Source organism: Bradyrhizobium sp. WSM1253 (assembly GCF_000244935.1).
Taxonomy (GTDB): domain Bacteria; phylum Pseudomonadota; class Alphaproteobacteria; order Rhizobiales; family Xanthobacteraceae; genus Bradyrhizobium; species Bradyrhizobium canariense.
The window spans coordinates 1,848,432-1,862,046 of the sequence record NZ_JH600073.1 but is presented as its reverse complement, the minus strand read 5'-3'; the positions used below and the strand labels follow the sequence as shown (position 1 = coordinate 1,862,046).

Here is a 13,615-nt window from a genome sequence, read left to right as displayed (position 1 = left end):
ATATTGCCTCTCAATAAAACGGGAGGATGCGCATGTATACCCAGGCGCTGAACACGGCCGAGACCGATGATCGCGGCCTCGAGGATGCGGCCAAGGCTGCGCAGTTCCAGACGCGCATCGATGCCGAGGAGCGCATCGAGCCGAACGACTGGATGCCGGCGGCCTATCGCAAGACGCTGACGCGCCAGATCTCCCAGCACGCTCATTCCGAAATCGTCGGCATGCTGCCCGAAGGCAACTGGATCACGCGCGCGCCGTCCTTGCGTCGCAAGGCCGCGCTGCTCGCCAAGGTGCAGGACGAGTGCGGCCACGGGCTTTATCTCTATGCTGCGGCCGAGACGCTCGGCACGTCGCGCGAAGAGCTGGTAGACGCCATGCTCGCGGGCAAAGCCAAATATTCCTCGATCTTCAACTATCCGACGCTGACCTGGGCCGACATCGGCACCATCGGGTGGTTGGTCGACGGCGCCGCGATCATGAACCAGATCCCGCTGTGTCGCTGCTCTTACGGTCCCTATGCGCGCGCGATGATCCGCGTCTGCAAGGAGGAGTCGTTCCATCAGCGCCAGGGCTACGAGATCATGCTGACGCTGTGCCGCGGCTCGGACGAGCAGAAGGCGATGGCGCAGGATGCCTTGAACAGGTGGTGGTGGCCGGTGCTGATGATGTTCGGCCCGCCCGATGCCACCAGCCAGCACAGCGACACCTCGACGAAATGGAAGATCAAGCGCTTCTCCAATGACGAGCTGCGCCAGAAATTCGTCGATGCCACCGTGCCGCAGGCGCAATATCTCGGCCTCGCCATTCCCGATCCCGGCATGATTCAGGATGCCGACGGGCGCTGGCGCTACAGCGAGATCGACTGGACCGAATTCAAGCAGGTGCTCGCCGGCAACGGCCCCTGCAACCGTGACCGGATGGCTGCGCGCCGTAAGGCGCACGACGAGGGCGCCTGGGTCCGCGAGGCGGCAGCTAGCTACGCCGCAAAGCGCGCGCAGCGTCGAACTGCACAAGCGGCAGAGTAGGGAGATCACGATGGCCACGCCGAACACGCCGCTGTGGGAAGTCTTCATTCGCAGCCGCAACGGGCTCGCGCACAAGCATGTCGGATCGCTGCATGCGAGCGACGCCACCATGGCCCTGCAGGCCGCCCGCGACATCTACACCCGCCGCGGCGAGGGCCTGTCGATATGGGTCGTGCCATCCACCGAGATCACTGCGAGCGATCCCGCCGAGAAGGGCATGATGTTCGAGCCGGCGGAATCGAAGATCTACCGTCATCCGACGTTCTATGAAGTGCCTGAGGAAGTAGGACACATGTAGCTCTTTCTCCTCATGGTGAGGAGCCGCGAAGCGGCGTCTCGAACCATGAAGGCCCGTGACCCGCGGCCCATCCTTCGAGACGGCGCTTCGCGCCTCCTCAGGATGAGGTTGGAACAAGTGGATAGGACAGATGCCCGTCGCCAACATCCAGGTCTCCGAAACACCGCTGGTGCTGTACGCGCTGCGCCGCGCCGATGATGCGCTGATCCTCGGCCACCGGCTGTCGGAATGGTGCGGGCACGCGCCGATGCTGGAAGAGGACATGGCGCTCTCCAACATCGCGCTCGACCTGATCGGCCAGGCCCGCGAGCTCTACACCTACGCAGCCAAAGCCGAAGGCAAGGACAACGACGAAGACAAGTTCGCCTACCTTCGCGATGTCAGGCAGTATCGCAATCTGCTGCTCCTCGAGCAGCCGAACGGCGACTTTGCCCAGACGCTGGTGCGGCAGTTCTTCTATTCCGCCTTCGCCGATCTCTACTGGCGCGCCATGATGACCTCGCGCGATACGACACTCGCGGCCATTGCCGCCAAGTCGGAGAAGGAGAGCGCCTATCATTTGCGGCATTCCTCGGAGTGGATCATCCGGCTCGGCGACGGCACCGACGAGAGCCATGCCCGCGCGCAGGCCGCGATCGATCATCTCTGGGCGTTCACCGGCGAGATGTTTGCCGTCGACGACGGCGAGCGCGCCTTGATCCATGCCGGTATCGCCGTAGACCCAGGGACCTTGCGGGGTCGCTGGCTGACGACACTCTCGGATGTGATCGGCGAAGCAATGCTCAAGCTGCCGCAGAACGACTGGATGCAACAGGGCGGCCGCGTGGGCCGGCACAGCGAGCATCTCGGCCATCTTCTCTCCGAGCTGCAATCGATACAGCGCACTTTCCCGGGGCAGACATGGTGACGGTGCTGGAGCCCCATAACGAACTGCGCCAACGGGCCTGGGACGCCGCGGCGAGCGTGGTCGATCCCGAAATTCCGGTTTTGACCATCGCCGATCTCGGCGTGCTCCGCGATGTCGTTGTCGACGGCGATCACGTCGAGATCGCGATCACCCCGACCTATTCGGGCTGCCCGGCCATGAATATGATTGCGCTCGAAATCGAGGTCGCGCTGGAGCGCGCTGGTTTCCATCGTCCAAAGGTCCGCACCGTGCTGTCCCCGGCCTGGACCACGGACTGGATGAGTGAAGAGGGCCGCCGGAAGCTTCACGCCTACGGCATCGCGCCGCCGCAGGCCTCGAATTCACGCCGCGCGCTGTTCGGCGAGCAAGCCGTTGTGTGCCCGCAATGCAGCTCGGCGGATACCGAGCTGCTGTCCGAATTCGGCTCCACCTCCTGCAAGGCGCTCTGGCGCTGCAGAGCCTGCCGCGAACCCTTCGATTATTTCAAGTGTCATTGATCATGTCAGCAGCCGCACCACGCTTCCATCGCCTGGCCGTCAACGACCTCCGCCGCGAGGCGTCGGACGCCATATCGCTGACATTCGCCATCCCGGCGGAGCTTGCGACCGACTACGCCTTCACACCCGGCCAATACCTCACACTCCGCACCATGCTGGATGGCGAGGAAGTGCGCCGCTCCTATTCGATCTGCTCCGGGCCCGACGACGGCGAGATACGCATCGCGGTCAAGAAGGTTGATGGTGGCGCGTTTTCGAGCTGGGCAGCGGACGATTTGAAGTGCGGCGACGCGCTGGACGTGATGACGCCCACGGGACGTTTCGGCGTGATCCCGCCGACGGGCGCTAGCCGCATCCATGTCGGCTTTGCCGCAGGCTCCGGCATCACGCCGATCCTTTCGATCGTCAAGGGCACGCTTGCGCGCGAGCCGGGCAGCCAATTCTTCATGTTCTACGGCAATCGCACGACGGACAACATCATGTTCCTCGAGGCGCTCGAAGAGCTCAAGGATCGCTTCATCGACCGGCTCTCGATCTTCCACGTCATCTCCGGCGAGGAACAGGACATTCCGATCCTGCACGGCCGGCTCGACGGCGACAAGGTGAGGGTGCTGCTGCGCTCGCTGGTACCAGCGGAAAGCGTCGACCACGTCTTCATCTGCGGTCCGTCCGGCATGAGCGAGGACATCGAGGCGACCTGCCGAGGGCTCGGCATCGCGGACGAGCGCATCCACGTCGAGCGCTTCGTATCGGAGTTCGGCGGCAAGCCGCGGCCGAAGAAGATCGTTGCGCCGGACGCGCCGCCGAAAGCGATCGCGTCGCTGATCATCGACGGCAAGCGCCGCGACGTGCCGGTCGCCGAGGACGAGGCGATCCTCGATGCCGCACTGCGCGCCGGAATCGATCTGCCCTTCGCCTGCAAGGGCGGCATGTGCTCGACCTGCCGTGCCAAACTGGTGGAGGGCGAGGCGCCGATGGACATCAACTACTCGCTGGAACCCTGGGAGCTGAAGGCTGGCTTTGTCCTGACCTGTCAGGCCAAGCCATCGTCGGAGCGGGTCGTGGTCGATTACGACCACGTTTGACAGTTTTAGCCAGGCAGCAGAACATCGTGTCCAAACAATCGGACGGGAGAAGCGCGTGAACGTCAAAGCCGCCTTGTCGCCCGAGGATGTTGCCCGCGCCTGCGCCAATGCGATGTGGGCGGAGGACGATGCCTCCAAAGGACTCGGCATGGAGATCGTCGAGATCGGACCAGGTTATGCGACGCTCGCCATGACTGTACGGCCGGACATGGTCAACGGCCAGCGCATCGCCCACGGTGGCTTCATCTTCACGCTGGCCGATTCCGCCTTCGCTTTCGCGTGCAACTCGCACAACGACCGCGTCGTGGCGGCGCAGGGCCAGATCACCTTCATCAAGCCGGGCAAGCTCGGCGATCGCCTCATCGCAAAGGCCCGCGAGGTTACGCGCGGCGGCCGCTCCGGCATCTATGACGTGCGCGTCACCGCCGGCGATACAGTCATCGCCGAATTCCGCGGGCATTCGCGGGCCATTCCCGGAAATTGGCTGCCGGCGCAGGATCAATAACGAAAAGCAATGATACGGGGAAACGAGGATGGCTCTGACGAGGCTCAAGGAAGGTGGCAACACCTATAAGGCCGAGCTGGATGCGCAAGAGCGCGCATCGCGCGACGAGATCATGGCGCTGCAGACGGAGCGGCTGGCCTGGTCGCTGAAGCACGCCTACGACAACGTCGCGCATTATCGCAAGGCCTTCGACGCGGCCGGCGTGCATCCGTCGGACTTTCGAGAGCTCTCGGACCTTGCGAAATTTCCGTTCACGGTGAAGACGGATCTGCGCGACAATTATCCCTTCAACATGTTTGCCGTGCCCCGTGAGAAGCTGGTGCGCGTGCATGCGTCCTCCGGCACGACGGGCAAACCGATCGTGGTGGGTTACACGCAACGCGATATCGACACATGGTCGGACGTGATGGCGCGCTCGATCCGCGCCGCCGGTGGCCGCACCGGCATGATCATCCACAATGCCTATGGCTACGGCCTCTTCACCGGCGGGTTAGGGGTGCACTATGGCGCCGAAAAGCTCGGCTGCACCGTGGTGCCGATCTCCGGCGGGATGACAGAACGACAGGTGCAGCTCATCAACGACTTCCGGCCCGACATCATCACGGTGACGCCGAGCTACATGCTTGCGATCCTCGACGAGTTCAAGCGCCAAAAGCTCGATCCGCGCCAGTGCTCGCTCAAGGTCGGCATCTTCGGCGCGGAGCCCTGGACCAATGCCATGCGCGGCGAGATCGAAGACGCCTTCGACATGGACGCGACCGACATCTACGGTCTTTCCGAGGTGATCGGGCCCGGCGTTGCGCAGGAATGTATCGAGACCAAGGACGGACTGCATATCTGGGAGGATCATTTCTATCCCGAAGTGATCGACCCCGACACCGGTGCGGTGCTGCCCGACGGGGAGAAGGGCGAACTGGTCTTTACTTCGCTCACCAAGGAAGCTTTTCCAGTGATCCGCTATCGCACCCGCGACCTGACGCGGCTGTTGCCGGGCACGGCGCGACCGGGCATGCGGCGGATGGAGAAGGTCACGGGACGTTCCGACGACATGATCATCCTGCGCGGGGTCAATCTGTTCCCGACCCAGATCGAGGAGGTTCTCCTCGCCACCGACTGGTGCGGCGGACATTTCATTCTGGAGCTGACCCGGGAAGGCCGCATGGACGAGCTGACCATCATTGCCGAGGCGCGGCCGGAGAGTTGGGACGGCCGGGGTCTCCTCGACCATGCGAGTCGGATCTCGACGCACATCAAGAACACCATCGGCATCAGCTCCAGGGTGAGCGTGGTTGCGCCGGCCACGCTGGAGCGCTCGCTCGGCAAGGCCAAGCGCCTCTACGACAAGCGGCCGAAGGATTAGGTCTTACCCCTCATGGTGAGGAGGCGCGTAGCGCCGTCTCGAACCATGCAGGCCAGGATGCTGCAATGCGGGCCTTCATCCTTCGAGACGCCGCTGGCGCGGCTCCTCAGGATGAGGGGAGGCAGGTTGACTTGGGTCTCTTCAAGGGCGACAAGGCCCGCGAGAAATCGCGGGTCTTTCCATGTCAACAGCCGTTCCCAAAGCCGTCGACGCGCGCTGCGTGCGCCTCAATGCCAAGGCCGAAAGCGCGGCTATGATCGCGCCGGCGGTCGAGCGTGAGACGCTTGCTCGCGGTCCGAATGATCTGCTGATCGAGATCAAGGCCGCTGCCGTCAATCCCTCCGACGTCAAGGCCGCGACCGGGCTGATGCCCTATGCCGTGTTTCCGCGCACGCCCGGCCGCGATTACGCCGGGGTAGTGATGGACGGGCCGGCCGGTACGATCGGCCGCGAGGTGTTCGGCTCCTCCGGTGATCTCGGCATTCGTCGCGACGGCACTCACGCCAGCCATCTCGTCGTTGAATCCGACGCGGTGGTGGAGAAGCCGAAGACCGTGTCCTGGGAGGAGGCCGCCGGCATCGGCGTGCCCTTTGTCACCGCGATGGAGGGTTTTCGCCGCGTCGGCATTCCAAAGCCCGGCGAAACGGTGCTGGTGTTCGGCGTCAACGGCAAGGTCGGGCAAGCTGCGGTGCAGATCGCGACCTGGCAGGGCGCGCGTGTCATCGGCGTGGTGCGCAAGGCGGAACCTTATGAGGGCCACACCAACGCATCCGTCGAGGTGATCGACGCTTCCGCGACCGACGTCGCGCCACGCGTGCGCGAGTTGACCGACGGTAGAGGCGCCGACATCGTCTTCAACACGGTCGGCGATCCCTATTTCCAGGCGGCGCACAAATCGCTCGCGCTTCGCGGCCGCCAGATCCTGATCGCCGCGATCGACCGCATCGTGCAGTTCAACATCCTCGAATTCTACCGCGGGCAACACACCTATGTCGGCATCGACACGCTCGGCCTGTCGTCGATCGCGACGGGCGCTGTGCTGCGTGACCTCGGCCAGGGCTTCGCGAGCGGGCACCTGAAACCGTTCCCCATCAAGGCGAACGCCGTCTATCCGCTCGAACGCGCGAAGGAGGCCTATGTCGCCGTTGCCGGCTCGTCGCGGGATCGCGTGATCCTGAAGCCTTGATGATGGAATCGTCCACCCAGCTCGTCATCCTCGCCGGCCTCGTCATTGGCCTGGTTTACGGCGCCGTCGGCCTGCTCAGCGGCTTCTGCCTGATGAGCAGCATGCGCGGCTGGCTATCGGACGGGGATGGGCGGTTGGTACGAACCTATGCGCTGGCGATCGCGGTCGCGACCGCAGCGAGCCAATTCCTCGCCGGCAACGGCATGGTAGATCTCGGCAAATCGATCTACCTGCAACAGTCCTTTTCGGTGCCGGTGCTGTTTCTCGGCGGACTTCTGTTTGGCTACGGCATGGTGCTGTCGAACGGCTGCGGTTCGCGCGCGCTGGTGCTGCTCGGTCGCGGCAATCTCCGCTCCTTCGTCGTGGTGGTCGTGCTCGCCATGGCCGCGCAGATGACGCTCAAGGGCCTGATCGCGCCGGCGCGCATCGCGCTGGTCCAGGCCTCGCAAACCACGGTCAACGTGAATTCGCTGCCGTCACTGTTGGCCGTGTTCGGTCCGGCTGAAGCGGTTTCGCGCGCGATGGCTGCTGCTGTCGTCGTCGTTGTGCTGATCCGGTTTGCTTTCGCGCACCCAGCGTTCCGGCGTTCGCCCGGCCAGATTGCGGCCGGCGTCATCGTCGGTCTCCTCGTCGCCGGAGGCTGGTTCGTCACCGGCTATCTCGGCGCGGATGATTTCAACCCCGTGCCGGTGACATCGCTCACCTTCGTCGCGCCGATCGCGGACAGCCTGCAATATGCCATGCTCTCGACCGGCCTGACGCTGAACTTCGGCATCACGACAGTTGCCGGCGTCTTCGCCGGCAGTCTGGTCACCGCGCTTGCGACGGGCCGTTTCCATCTCGAAGGCTATTCCTCGCCACGCCACATGCTGCGATCGGCGGGTGGCGCCGCGCTGATGGGCATCGGCGGCGTGATGGCGTTCGGTTGTTCGATCGGACAAGGGCTCACCGGCGTGTCGACGCTCGCGCTGGGGTCGTTCGTCGCCGTCGCCGGCATCCTGCTCGGCACGACGGCTGGCCTGCGCGGGATGCTGCGCGTTCAGCCTCTCGCGGTGGCCTGACCGCGCAGCAGACGATCGCCGAGCGTTGCGAGACCGATGCCGGTAACGATCAGCGCGGCCGCAATCACAAGACTCATGTCGATCGGCTCACCCAGCAGGATTGCAGCGCTGGCGATGCCGACGAGTGGCGTCCCGGTGGTGCCGAGTGACGTCGTCAGCGCCGAGATGCTCTTGTTGACCATCGACATCGCCCAATAGGCCAGCGCCGTCCCGATCAAGCCGGAATACAGGAACAGCAGCACGAGCCTCCACGACCATTCCGCGTGCGGCAGGCCGTGCGTGACGGCCGCCGATCCCGTCAGCACGATCGTCGCCACGAGCACCTGCCAGATCAAAAGCTGGAGCGGGGACGCGATCCAGCGATGCGCGCGGATGTAGATGATGTTCGCGGCCCATGAAATCGCGGCCAGGATGATCATGCCGGCGCCGAGTACGACGTTGGTGTTGGTCCAGTCGATCGATGCCGGATTCAGGATCACGGCAAGGCCGATCAGCCCGAGCAAGGCGCCGGCCAGCTTTGGCGCGGTCAGCGTGTCCTTCCCGAGCAGCGGCGCGGCGATCGCGACCCAGAGCGGCGTGGTGTAGCCCAGCACGATGGCCTTGCTCGCCGGCAGGAAGCGCACACCAGTCGCAACCAGCACCGAGAACACCGTCATGTGCAGCAGTGCGACGCTGAGGATTACCGGAATGTCGCGCCGCTCCGGGATCACCAGATTGTTGCTCAATCCGAGGATCGCGAACAATCCGGCCAGCGCGATCCAGCTCCGGATTGCCGACGTCCACAGGGGCGGGAGGAACTGGACGAGCTGCTTCGTCACCGACCAGTTCACGCCCCAGGCCAGCACGACGATGAGGAACAGGCCGACGGCCGCGCGGGGGGAAAGGGAGTTCATCTCGGAGGTCCTTGAAGCAGTCCAGTCCAGCGAATAGCATCCCGCTTGGCGCCTGAAAAAGTGCCAGATCGGAAAGGATTAAGGTGCCAGTTCCGGAAAGCATGATCTCCGCTCTGATCGACCTGAACCGGTCCGACGACGAGGGGCTGGTGGCTCAACTGACGAGCCAGCTCCGAAGCTTGATCGCGACGGGCCGTCTCGGCAAAGGCCGCACGCTGCCGTCGAGCCGCCGGCTTGCGAGCGATCTCGGCGTCTCGCGCAACACCGTCAGCTATGCGTTCGAGCAGCTCGCCGCCGAGGGATATCTCGAAGCCTCGCGCGGCCGCCGTCCGATGGTCACGGTCGACGGGGGCGAGCGCGTCGCAGAGGCGGGCGCCGTCGCATCTCGCATGCGCCCTGGCAAGCCGCGGCTTTCGCCCTGGGCGTCGAGCCTCACGCAGACCGACTGGCCGATGTCTTATCAGGCGCGACTAAGACCCTTGCGTCCCGGGCACGGCGATTTCAGGGAGTTTCCAAACGAGGTCTGGGCGCGTTGCCTGCGCCGCAGCGCCGTGCGCGCGGCGAAGCGCGAGCTCGGACCGGTCAACCGGACGCGCCTGCGCGAGGCGCTGGCGCATTATCTCGCGACCAGCAGGGGCGTGCGCGCGACGGCGGATCAGATCCTGATTCTGCCGAGCGCACAGGCTGCGCTGACCTTGATTGCGGCTGCCCTCATCACGCCCGGTGACGAGGTCTGGGTCGAGGATCCCGGCTATCCCGGCGCCGCCGCCGCCTTCCGCGCGTCCGGTGCGCGCGTGACCGGGATAGGATTGGACGAGCAGGGCATGCAGCGGATTCCGGGGATGGCGACCCCGACATTGATCTTCATGACGCCGTCGCACGAGCACCCGACCGGTCGCCTGATGTCGCTATCGCGCCGCACGGAATTTCTTGGCCTGAGCAGGCCCGGCAAGACCTGGATCGTGGAGGACGATTACGACGGCGAATTCCACTACGACAGCCGGCCGGTGCCGGCCTTGCAAGGACTCGATGCCCATGGCCGCGTGTTCTATGTCGGCACGTTCTCCAAAGTCATGACCGCGGACATCCGGCTCGGCTATCTCGTCGTACCGCGGGCCCTGGTCGGTACTCTCGAGATCGTACAGCGGCACATCGGACTGATCGCCGCGAGCCACATCCAGGAGGCGCTGGCCGAGTTCATTGCCGACGGGCATTTCCTGGCGCATCTGCGCCGGATGCGCCGGCTCTATCACGCCCGCCGCGATCACCTCGTGGAGGGACTAGCCGGCCATTTGGGCGACGTGCTCTCTGCCGAAGTGCCCCCGGGCGGCATTCAGCTCGTTGCGCGCCTCAAGCGCGGTCGCGCCGATCAGATGGCGGTCAAGCGGCTGGTCGAAGCGGGCGTTGAAACGCGTGCCCTGTCCGGCTTGGCACTGGGCAGGCCGCGCGATCACGGTCTGTTGCTCGGCTTCGCGGCCTGGCGCGAAAGCGAGATCACCGCGGCATTGCGGACGATGGCGTCGTGCTTCTAGCGCAATCGCGCTAGTCCACAGCCTTGGTCACGATGCGGATTTCCGAGGTCAGCGTCCGGTGCACCGGGCACTTGTCGGCGATCTCCATCAATTTCTTGCGCTGCTCGGGATCGAGCGCGCCGTCCATCGCGATGTCGCGCTCGATCTGGTCGAGCATGCCATCGCGCGTCTCGCACTCCGCGCAGTCTTTTGCATAGATCTTGGAATGCTTCAGCGAGACGGTGACACGATCGAGCGGCAGCGACTTGCGGTCGGCATAGAGACGCATGGTCATTGAAGTACAGGCCCCGAGGCCAGCGAGCAGGAGATCGTAGGGACCAGGGCCGGCATCCTCGCCGCCGGCGGCGACCGGCTCGTCCGCGATGAGCTGATGCGGTCCGACGGTGACGACCTGGTTGAACTTGCTCTTGCGGGTCTCCTGCACCACGACCCGGCGCGGTGCCTCGGGGAGATCCATCGCCTTCGCAGGCTTCGCCGTGTCGATGTACCGGCTCGCCCAGGCCGCGATCACGTCGGCTGCGTAGAGCGCGTCGGCCGGCTTGCTCAGCAGATGATCGGCGTGGTCGAGCGAGACGAAGCTCTTGGGATGCCGAGCGGAGACGAAGAGCTTCGTCGCATTGTCGATGCCGACGGTATCGTCGAGCGGAGAATGCATGACCAACAGCGCCTTGTGCAGGCCGGTGACGTCCTTCATCAGCTCGTGCTCGGCGATATCGTCGAGGAATTCGCGCTTGATCCGGAACGGGCGTCCCGCAAGCGAGACTTCGACCTCACCTTGCATGCGAATGTCGTCGAGATGCTCTTTGAACAGGCCGGTGACGTGGGCGGGATCGGATGGTGCCGCAATGGTCACAACCGCCTTGGCTTCCGGGATTTGTCCTGCTGCCGCAAGGATCGCGGCGCCGCCGAGGCTGTGACCGATCAGGATTGACGGCGCCTTGCGGACGCTACGCAGATGATCGGCCGCGCGCACGAGATCGGCCACGTTGGAGGAAAACGTCGAATTGGCGAAATCCCCTTCACTGGAGCCGAGCCCGGTGAAGTCGAAGCGCAGCACCGCGATACCCTTGGCTGCGAGTGCGACCGAGATGCGTTTGGCGGCCAGCGTGTCCTTGCCGCAGGTGAAGCAATGCGCGAACAGCGCGAAGGCCCCGGGCTCGCCGTCCGGCAATTCGAGCGTGGCCGAAAGCTGATGGCCGCCTTCGCCCGTGAACTGAAAGCGTTCCGTCGACATGGGCTTTCCCCCGTCCTTGCTTGAACCTAATCGTCCGAATAGCGCTGCTCTGCCCAGGGATCGCCGCGATTATGATAGCCGCGGACCTCCCAGAAGCCCGGAGCGTCCTCGGTCAGGAATTCAATCGACTGAACCCATTTGGCGCTTTTCCAGAAATACAGATGCGGCACGACCAGCCGCACCGGGCCGCCATGTTCGTCCGACAATGGCTCACCGGACCAGCGATGGGCGAGCAATGCATCCTCGGCGGCAAAGTCGTCCAGCGCGAGGTTGGTGGTGTAGCCGTCGTGAGAATGCAACACGACGAAGCGCGCGTCCTCGCGCGGCCGGCAGGCCGCGAGCAGCTCGCGCGTGGCGAGCCCCTCCCACTCATTGTCGTAGCGCGACCAGGTGGTGACGCAGTGGATGTCGGAGGTGAACTGCGCCTGGTTCTGGGCGACGAACTCGGCAAAGGTCCAGAACACGGGGTTCTCGACCGCGCCAAAGACATCGAGCCGCCAGCGCTCGCGCGAAACCGGCGGCACGACGCCGAGATCGAGCACCGGCCAGTCTTTTGTCAGATGCTGGCCGGGCGGCAGGCGCTGATCTTCCGGTCGCGCGATCTTGCCGGTCAAAAAACGGCCTTCGCGCGCCCATCTCTCCTTGGTGCGCGTCAGCTTGCTGTCGGGCGGCTCGTTGTCTTCGGCCATCGGCTACTCGTGGCGATGCATCGCGGAGGCGTGCTTGGTGTCGCGCATGGTGGAATAGATGATCAGTGACAGGCAGATGACGCCGGCGAGATAGTAGTAGAACCACTCCTCATGCCCGATGCTCTTGAAATAGAGCGCGATCGCGGGCGCCGTGCCGCCGAACATCGAGACGGTGATCGCATAGGGCAGGCCGACGCCGAGGGCGCGGACATTGGTCGGGAACAGCTCGGCCTTCACTACGGCGTTGATCGAGGTGTATCCGGCGACGAACAGCCAGGCCCCGCAGATCAGGATGAACGCGATGAAGGGCGACTTGGTCTCCTTCAGCGTCATCAGCAGCGGCACGGTTGCGAGCGTGCCGGCGACGCCGAAGAAGATCAGCAGCGGTTTGCGGCCGATCTTGTCGGAGATGGCGCCATAGATCGGCTGTAGGATGGTTGCGAAGATCAGCGTGCCGAAGATCACGAAAGTGGTCTGGTCCTCGGTCAGCCCCACCGAAAGCTTGACGAAGGTCTGCATGTAAGTGGTGAAGGTGTAGAACGCGGCGGTGCCGCCGGCGGTCAGGCCGACCACGAGCAAAAGCTCGCGCGGATACTTCAGCAGGTTCGTGATCGAGCCGGTCGGCTTCACCACCTTCTTGGCCTCTTCAAACGCTTCAGTCTCGTGCAGATTGCGCCGCATCACTGCAGCAAAGATCGCGAGCGCAGCACCGATCGCGAACGGGATGCGCCAGCCCCAGGCTCTCAGTTCCTCCGGCGTGAGGAAGATTTTTTGCAGAAGCAGCAGCACGATGATCGCGGTGAGCTGGCCGCCGATCAGGGTGACGTATTGAAAGCTCGAATAGAAGCCGCGGTGCTTGGGGTCGGCGACCTCGCTGAGATAGGTGGCGCTGGCGCCGTATTCGCCGCCGAGACTCAAGCCTTCGATGACGCGGGCGAGCGCCAGGATCACCGGCGCGGCGAAGCCGATCGTGGCGTAGGTCGGCGTCAACGCGATGATCAGGGAGCCGAAGCACATGAAGACGACCGACAGCGTCAGCGAGATGCGCCGCCCGTAATGATCGGCGATATAGCCGAACAGCCAGCCGCCCAACGGCCGCATCAGGAATGTCGCCGCGAATACGACGGCGACATTCAATTGTTGGACGACAGGATCGTTGCCGGGAAAGAAGGCGGGAGCGAAATAGAGCGCGAACGCGGTATAGGCGTAGAAGTCGTACCACTCGACGAGATTGCCGATCGAGCCGATGAAGATCGCCTTGATCCGGCGCTTGGCGTCGGCGACGTCAATATGGTCGGAAGCCGGTCGGGTTATTTGCTCAGTCACGTCCGGCCTCTCGGTAT

The 13,615-nt window shown here is 64.4% G+C and carries 14 protein-coding genes; 10 read left to right on the top strand and 4 right to left on the bottom strand.

What is annotated here, in order from left to right:
- The first annotated feature begins 32 nt into the window (after positions 1-32).
- The 9 genes from paaA (at position 33) to BRA1253DRAFT_RS10490 (ending at position 7,924) form a co-directional block, all read left to right on the top strand.
- Complete coding sequence (paaA, locus tag BRA1253DRAFT_RS10530; RefSeq protein WP_007593811.1) at positions 33-1,025, top strand: 1,2-phenylacetyl-CoA epoxidase subunit PaaA; 993 nt, start codon at positions 33-35, stop codon at positions 1,023-1,025.
- Positions 1,026-1,035: 10 nt separating this feature from the next.
- Entirely contained in the window at positions 1,036-1,323 is a 288-nt protein-coding gene (gene paaB / locus BRA1253DRAFT_RS10525; protein WP_007593808.1) for a 1,2-phenylacetyl-CoA epoxidase subunit PaaB, read from the top strand.
- Between the two features lie 130 nt (positions 1,324-1,453).
- Positions 1,454-2,230, top strand: coding sequence for a 1,2-phenylacetyl-CoA epoxidase subunit PaaC (gene paaC / locus BRA1253DRAFT_RS10520; protein WP_007593806.1), 777 nt, complete (start codon positions 1,454-1,456; stop codon positions 2,228-2,230).
- The gene (paaD, locus tag BRA1253DRAFT_RS10515) at positions 2,224-2,727 is read left to right on the top strand and encodes a 1,2-phenylacetyl-CoA epoxidase subunit PaaD (RefSeq protein WP_007593804.1); all 504 of its coding nucleotides are present in this window, start codon (positions 2,224-2,226) and stop codon (positions 2,725-2,727) included. The genes paaC and paaD overlap by 7 nt, the downstream gene beginning before the upstream one ends.
- Before the next feature lie 2 nt (positions 2,728-2,729).
- Complete coding sequence (paaE, locus tag BRA1253DRAFT_RS10510) at positions 2,730-3,812, top strand: 1,2-phenylacetyl-CoA epoxidase subunit PaaE (protein WP_007593803.1); 1,083 nt, start codon at positions 2,730-2,732, stop codon at positions 3,810-3,812.
- 55 nt (positions 3,813-3,867) lie between these two features.
- A complete protein-coding gene (paaI, locus tag BRA1253DRAFT_RS10505; protein WP_007593801.1) occupies positions 3,868-4,317 on the top strand; it encodes a hydroxyphenylacetyl-CoA thioesterase PaaI in 450 nt (149 codons plus the stop codon).
- A 28-nt stretch (positions 4,318-4,345) separates the two neighbouring features.
- A complete protein-coding gene (gene paaK / locus BRA1253DRAFT_RS10500; RefSeq protein WP_007593800.1) occupies positions 4,346-5,677 on the top strand; it encodes a phenylacetate--CoA ligase PaaK in 1,332 nt (443 codons plus the stop codon).
- Between the two features lie 181 nt (positions 5,678-5,858).
- Positions 5,859-6,863 (top strand): zinc-binding alcohol dehydrogenase family protein, encoded by a 1,005-nt coding sequence (locus tag BRA1253DRAFT_RS10495; RefSeq protein ID WP_007593798.1) that lies wholly within the window; start codon positions 5,859-5,861, stop codon positions 6,861-6,863.
- Positions 6,864-6,865: 2 nt separating this feature from the next.
- Entirely contained in the window at positions 6,866-7,924 is a 1,059-nt protein-coding gene (locus BRA1253DRAFT_RS10490; protein ID WP_035993119.1) for a YeeE/YedE family protein, read from the top strand.
- On the opposite strand, the gene BRA1253DRAFT_RS10485 is transcribed toward BRA1253DRAFT_RS10490, so the two are convergent.
- Positions 7,903-8,817 (bottom strand): DMT family transporter, encoded by a 915-nt coding sequence (locus BRA1253DRAFT_RS10485; protein ID WP_007593794.1) that lies wholly within the window; start codon positions 8,815-8,817, stop codon positions 7,903-7,905. The two genes, BRA1253DRAFT_RS10490 and BRA1253DRAFT_RS10485, sit on opposite strands and share 22 nt — an antisense overlap.
- 101 nt (positions 8,818-8,918) lie before the next feature.
- Between BRA1253DRAFT_RS10485 and BRA1253DRAFT_RS10480 the strand changes: the two genes are divergently transcribed.
- A complete protein-coding gene (locus BRA1253DRAFT_RS10480; protein WP_198288298.1) occupies positions 8,919-10,349 on the top strand; it encodes a PLP-dependent aminotransferase family protein in 1,431 nt (476 codons plus the stop codon).
- Positions 10,350-10,359: 10 nt separating this feature from the next.
- Here the strand turns inward: BRA1253DRAFT_RS10480 and BRA1253DRAFT_RS10475 are convergent, their stop codons facing one another.
- From BRA1253DRAFT_RS10475 to BRA1253DRAFT_RS10465, 3 genes are read right to left on the bottom strand one after another with little or no spacing between them, the layout of a single operon-like run.
- The gene (locus BRA1253DRAFT_RS10475; protein WP_007593789.1) at positions 10,360-11,583 is read right to left on the bottom strand and encodes a bifunctional alpha/beta hydrolase/OsmC family protein; all 1,224 of its coding nucleotides are present in this window, start codon (positions 11,581-11,583) and stop codon (positions 10,360-10,362) included.
- A gap of 26 nt (positions 11,584-11,609) precedes the next feature.
- Entirely contained in the window at positions 11,610-12,272 is a 663-nt protein-coding gene (locus tag BRA1253DRAFT_RS10470; RefSeq protein ID WP_007593787.1) for a sulfite oxidase-like oxidoreductase, read from the bottom strand.
- A gap of 3 nt (positions 12,273-12,275) precedes the next feature.
- The gene (locus BRA1253DRAFT_RS10465; protein WP_007593785.1) at positions 12,276-13,598 is read right to left on the bottom strand and encodes an MFS transporter; all 1,323 of its coding nucleotides are present in this window, start codon (positions 13,596-13,598) and stop codon (positions 12,276-12,278) included.
- Between the last annotated feature and the right edge of the window lie 17 nt (positions 13,599-13,615).